This window comes from Thiomicrorhabdus cannonii, assembly GCF_013391695.1.
Classification (GTDB): Bacteria; Pseudomonadota; Gammaproteobacteria; order Thiomicrospirales; family Thiomicrospiraceae; genus Thiomicrorhabdus; species Thiomicrorhabdus cannonii.
This window is the reverse complement of the sequence record NZ_JACBGH010000020.1, coordinates 1-5,770: the sequence shown is the minus strand read 5'-3', so window position 1 is coordinate 5,770 and position 5,770 is coordinate 1. Positions and strand designations below refer to the sequence as shown.

The following is a 5,770-nucleotide window of genomic DNA, read 5'->3' as shown; positions in this document are numbered from 1 at the left end:
TTAGGCAAAAAAAAACCCGCCACGGTGAGGTAGGCGGGTTTTAGGATATAAGCTTGGCGATGACCTACTCTCGCATGGGACCTCCCACACTACCATCGGCGCTAAGACGTTTCACTTCTGAGTTCGGAATGGGATCAGGTGGTTCCATCTTGCTATTGTCACCAAGCAATTCGGTGTTGCTATTGAGCGTTTAACTCAACCTGCAAAGTTCGTTTGAAACAGATCTCATCTGCTTTCGTAATTCGGTTCTATATTTGTTTGAATACTCAAGGCATATCACAACAAAGTTACTTTTGAGTTGTATAGTTAAGCCTCACGGGTAATTAGTACTGGTTAGCTTCATACATTACTGCACTTCCACATCCAGCCTATCAACGTTGTAGTCTCCAACGGCCCTTTAGAAGACTTGAAGTCTAGGGAGAACTTATCTTGAGGCAGGTTTCCTACTTAGATGCTTTCAGCAGTTATCCTTCCCGAACATAGCTACCCGGCAATGCTGTTGGCACAACAACCGGAACACCAGAGGTTCGTCCACTCCGGTCCTCTCGTACTAGGAGCAGCCCCTCTCAATTCTCCAACGCCCACGGCAGATAGGGACCGAACTGTCTCACGACGTTCTAAACCCAGCTCGCGTACCACTTTAAATGGCGAACAGCCATACCCTTGGGACCGACTTCAGCCCCAGGATGTGATGAGCCGACATCGAGGTGCCAAACACCGCCGTCGATATGAACTCTTGGGCGGTATCAGCCTGTTATCCCCGGAGTACCTTTTATCCGTTGAGCGATGGCCCTTCCACACAGAACCACCGGATCACTAGAACCTACTTTCGTACCTGCTCGACGTGTCTGTCTCGCAGTCAATCACCCTTATACTCTTGCGCTCATTGCACGATGTCCGACCGTGCTGAGGGTAACTTCGCGCTCCTCCGTTACTCTTTAGGAGGAGACCGCCCCAGTCAAACTACCCACCATACACTGTCCCTGGCCAGGATTCACTGACCGAGGTTAGAACCTCAACATTACCAGGGTGGTATTTCAAGGACGGCTCCACAATGACTGGCGTCACTGCTTCAAAGCCTCCCACCTATCCTACACAAGTAAGGTCAAAGTCCAGTGCAAAGCTATAGTAAAGGTTCACGGGGTCTTTCCGTCTAGCCGCGGGTACGCAGCATCTTAACTGCGAATTCAATTTCGCTGAGTCTCGGGTGGAGACAGTGTGGCCATCATTACGCCATTCGTGCAGGTCGGAACTTACCCGACAAGGAATTTCGCTACCTTAGGACCGTTATAGTTACGGCCGCCGTTTACCGGGGCTTCGATCAAGAGCTTCGCTTACGCTAACCCCATCAATTAACCTTCCGGCACCGGGCAGGCGTCACACCCTATACGTCATCTTTCGATTTTGCAGAGTGCTATGTTTTTAGTAAACAGTTGCAGCCACCATTTTATTGCAACCCCCAGATGCTTACAGAGCAAGTCTTTCACATTAGGGGGCGTACCTTCTCCCGAAGTTACGGTACCATTTTGCCTAGTTCCTTCACCCGAGTTCTCTCAAGCGCCTTGGAATACTCATCCTGACCACCTGTGTCGGTTTGGGGTACGATTTTTTATTACCTGAAGCTTAGAAGCTTTTCTTGGAAGCATGGCATCAATCACTTCGTCCTAATGGACTCGTCATCAGTTCTCAGCATTAAGTGTCCGGATTTGCCTAAACACTCTGCCTACGACCTTAAACTTGCACAACCAACGGCAAGCTGACCTAGCCTTCTCCGTCCCTCCATCGCAGTAATAAAAAGTACAGGAATATTAACCTGTTTCCCATCGACTACGCCTTTCGGCCTCGCCTTAGGGGTCGACTAACCCTACGTCGATTAACGTTGCGTAGGAACCCTTGGTCTTTCGGCGAGGGAGCTTTTCACTCCCTTTATCGCTACTCATGTCAGCATTCGCACTCGTGATACCTCCAGCAAACTTTCCAGTTCACCTTCACAGGCTTACACGACGCTCCTCTACCATGCACTATGTGCATCCGCAGCTTCGGTACACTGCTTAGCCCCGTTAAATCTTCGGCGCAGGCCGACTCGATCAGTGAGCTATTACGCTTTCTTTAAAGGGTGGCTGCTTCTAAGCCAACCTCCTGACTGTCTGAGCCTTCCCACATCCTTTCCCACTGAGCAGTGTTTAGGGACCTTAGCTGGCGGTCTGGGTTGTTTCCCTCTTGACGACGGACGTTAGCACCCGCCGTCTGTCTCCCATGATTGCACTTCTTGGTATTCGGAGTTTGCAATGGGCTGCTAATCCTTGACGGACCGCTAGACCATAACAGTGCTCTACCCCCAAGAGTGAGACATGAGGCACTACCTAAATAGTTTTCGAGGAGAACCAGCTATCTCCGAGCTTGATTAGCCTTTCACTCCGATCCACAGCTCATCCCCAAATTTTTCAACATTTGTGGGTTCGGTCCTCCAGTACCTGTTACGGCACCTTCAACCTGGCCATGGATAGATCGCCCGGTTTCGGGTCTACTGCATGCTACTATTCGCCCATTTAAGACTCGGTTTCCCTACGGCTCCCCTATTCGGTTAACCTCGCAACATACAGTAAGTCGCTGACCCATTATACAAAAGGTACGCAGTCACCCCACGAAGGGGCTCCCACTGCTTGTACGTACACGGTTTCAGGTTCTATTTCACTCCCCTTCCGGGGTTCTTTTCGCCTTTCCCTCACGGTACTGGTTCACTATCGGTCGGTAGAGAGTATTTAGCCTTGGAGGGTGGTCCCCCCATCTTCAAACAGGATTTCACGTGTCCCGTCTTACTCGTTTTCACACTTAAAAGATTTTCGTATACGGGACTATCACCCTGTATCGTCAGACTTTCCAGACTGTTCTACTAATCTTATAAATGCTTAAGGGCTGGTCCCCGTTCGCTCGCCACTACTAGGGGAATCTCGGTTGATTTCTTTTCCTCCGGGTACTTAGATGTTTCAGTTCTCCGGGTTAGCTTCCTCATAAGAGGATATCCATATAGGATGGGTTTTCCCATTCGGAAATCTCCGGGTCAAAGGTTATTTGCCACCTCACCGGAGCTTATCGCAGGCTTTCACGTCCTTCATCGCCTTCTACCGCCTAGGCATCCACCGTGTACGCTTAGTCACTTAACTATACAACTCAAAAATAACCTTAACCTTTTGTGTTGCAGGGGCTTTCTTCATCTGACTTATTACTTGCTAAAGCAACCAATCATCCAAAAGTCTTTCAATTAAAGTCTAGTGAGCTGTGTCTGAACCTTTCGATTCACGCAACTAAAAGTTTCGCTGTCATGATATACGCTTGAGTATTCTCAAATATATATTACCTATTACTTGATTCATCTGAATTGCTTCAGAATCATCAGCAGACTTTTCTTGCCGACCTCCCGGGAAGGAGGTCGGATGTGAATCACATGTCGGTGTGATTCACGAGAGATCTATTCCAAATTTTTAAAGAACTTTTCGGCTTTTAACCTTAAAACCCGAGAAGCGGAATTTTAACATTCATTCACTTCCCAGACAATAAGAACCGCTAATATTTTCTCAGTTAATCTCAACAAAATTTTCATTTCATCTTCTTAACCAAAACAACATTAGCGGTTGTTATTGGTGGAGCTATGCGGGATCGAACCGCAGACCTCCTGCGTGCAAGGCAGGCGCTCTCCCAGCTGAGCTATAGCCCCATTTTGGTGGGTCTGGGTGGATTTGAACCACCGACCTCACCCTTATCAGGGGTGCGCTCTAACCAACTGAGCTACAGACCCAGGTCGTTCTCTTCTTTTCTAGTAATTCAGAGACAATTTATGTGAAAGCTCGCTTAAGCTCGTAACCTTTATATCTTAAAGGAGGTGATCCAGCCGCAGGTTCCCCTACGGCTACCTTGTTACGACTTCACCCCAGTCATGAACCACAAAGTGGTAAGCGCCCTCCCGAAGGTTAAGCTACCTACTTCTTTTGCAATCCACTCCCATGGTGTGACGGGCGGTGTGTACAAGGCCCGGGAACGTATTCACCGCGACATTCTGATTCGCGATTACTAGCGATTCCGACTTCATGGAGTCGAGTTGCAGACTCCAATCCGGACTACGAGAAGTTTTTTGAGATTCGCGCACTGTCGCCAGCTAGCTGCTCTTTGTACTTCCCATTGTAGCACGTGTGTAGCCCATCCCATAAGGGCCATGATGACTTGACGTCGTCCCCGCCTTCCTCCGGTTTATCACCGGCAGTCTCTTTAGAGTTCTCAACTTAATGGTAGCAACTAAAGACAAGGGTTGCGCTCGTTGCGGGACTTAACCCAACATCTCACGACACGAGCTGACGACAGCCATGCAGCACCTGTCACTGCGTTCCCGAAGGCACCAATCTATCTCTAGAAAGTTCGCAGGATGTCAAGGGATGGTAAGGTTCTTCGCGTTGCATCGAATTAAACCACATGCTCCACCGCTTGTGCGGGCCCCCGTCAATTCCTTTGAGTTTTAATCTTGCGACCGTACTCCCCAGGCGGTCAACTTATCGCGTTAGCTACGTTACTAATCTTTTTAATAAGACCAACAACTAGTTGACATCGTTTACGGCGTGGACTACCAGGGTATCTAATCCTGTTCGCTACCCACGCTTTCGCACCTCAGCGTCAGTCTTGATCCAGGAAGGCGCCTTCGCCACTGATGTTCCTCCAGATATCTACGCATTTCACTGCTACACCTGGAATTCCCCTTCCCTCTATCAGACTCTAGACTAGCAGTATCAGAAGCAATTCCTAGGTTGAGCCCAGGGCTTTCACAACTGACTTACCAATCCGCCTACGCGCGCTTTACGCCCAGTAATTCCGAATAACGCTTGCACCCTCTGTATTACCGCGGCTGCTGGCACAGAGTTAGCCGGTGCTTCTTCTAAAGGTAACGTCAAGCTAGCAAGGTATTAACTTACTAACCTTCCTCCCAATTGAAAGTGCTTTACAACCCTCAGGCCTTCTTCACACACGCGGTATGGCTGGATCAGGGTTTCCCCCATTGTCCAATATTCCCCACTGCTGCCTCCCGTAGGAGTCTGGGCCGTGTCTCAGTCCCAGTGTGGCTGATCATCCTCTCAAACCAGCTAGAGATCGTCGCCTTGGTGAGCCTTTACCTCACCAACTAGCTAATCTCACCTGGGCTCATCCTATAGCGCGAGGCCAAAAGGTCCCCCGCTTTACTCCGTAGAGCATATTCGGTATTAGCGTACGTTTCCATACGTTGTCCCCAACTATAGGGTAGATTCCCAGGCATTACTCACCCGTCCGCCACTCGTCAGCAAAGAAAGCAAGCTTTCTTCCTGCTACCGTTCGACTTGCATGTGTTAAGCCTACCGCCAGCGTTCATTCTGAGCCAGGATCAAACTCTTCAGTTTAATCTTGCTAGATTTATTTAATGTCTGTCCCCAGACGAATAAAACACTCGGAATTGACAAGTAAAGCATGATAAATAAATAATTTATTCACCAATACATATTTGTCATTTTCGAGATTTTTTATTAGGTCACTCACTTAAGGAGCTTCCACATAAATTATCTCTGAATTACCATATTTTTAAAGAACTTAGGTCTTTCCGATCACTTCAAAAGCGCTTCGCTTTTCGTTCTCGGTAAGCCGCTTATTATAATCAGTTTCGAACCAGGCTGTCAACAATTTTTTCAAATTATTTTCAGCAACTTCTCAATTCAAAACTCATCAAATCCGCTGCTCATCACCCCCGCAACTCGCC

The 5,770-nt window shown here is 48.4% G+C and carries 2 tRNA genes and 3 rRNA genes; all 5 read right to left on the bottom strand.

What is annotated here, in order from left to right:
• Positions 1–51: 51 nt before the first annotated feature.
• Positions 52–166, bottom strand: a 5S ribosomal RNA gene (gene rrf, locus HZ297_RS11760).
• 136 nt (positions 167–302) lie between these two features.
• A 23S ribosomal RNA gene (locus HZ297_RS11755) occupies positions 303–3,164 on the bottom strand.
• A gap of 475 nt (positions 3,165–3,639) precedes the next feature.
• Positions 3,640–3,715 (bottom strand) — tRNA-Ala (locus HZ297_RS11750).
• A 4-nt stretch (positions 3,716–3,719) separates the two neighbouring features.
• Positions 3,720–3,796 (bottom strand) — tRNA-Ile (locus HZ297_RS11745).
• A gap of 77 nt (positions 3,797–3,873) precedes the next feature.
• Positions 3,874–5,417, bottom strand: a 16S ribosomal RNA gene (locus tag HZ297_RS11740).
• Together the 16S, 23S and 5S rRNA genes with 2 tRNA genes alongside form the textbook arrangement of a ribosomal RNA operon.
• Between the last annotated feature and the right edge of the window lie 353 nt (positions 5,418–5,770).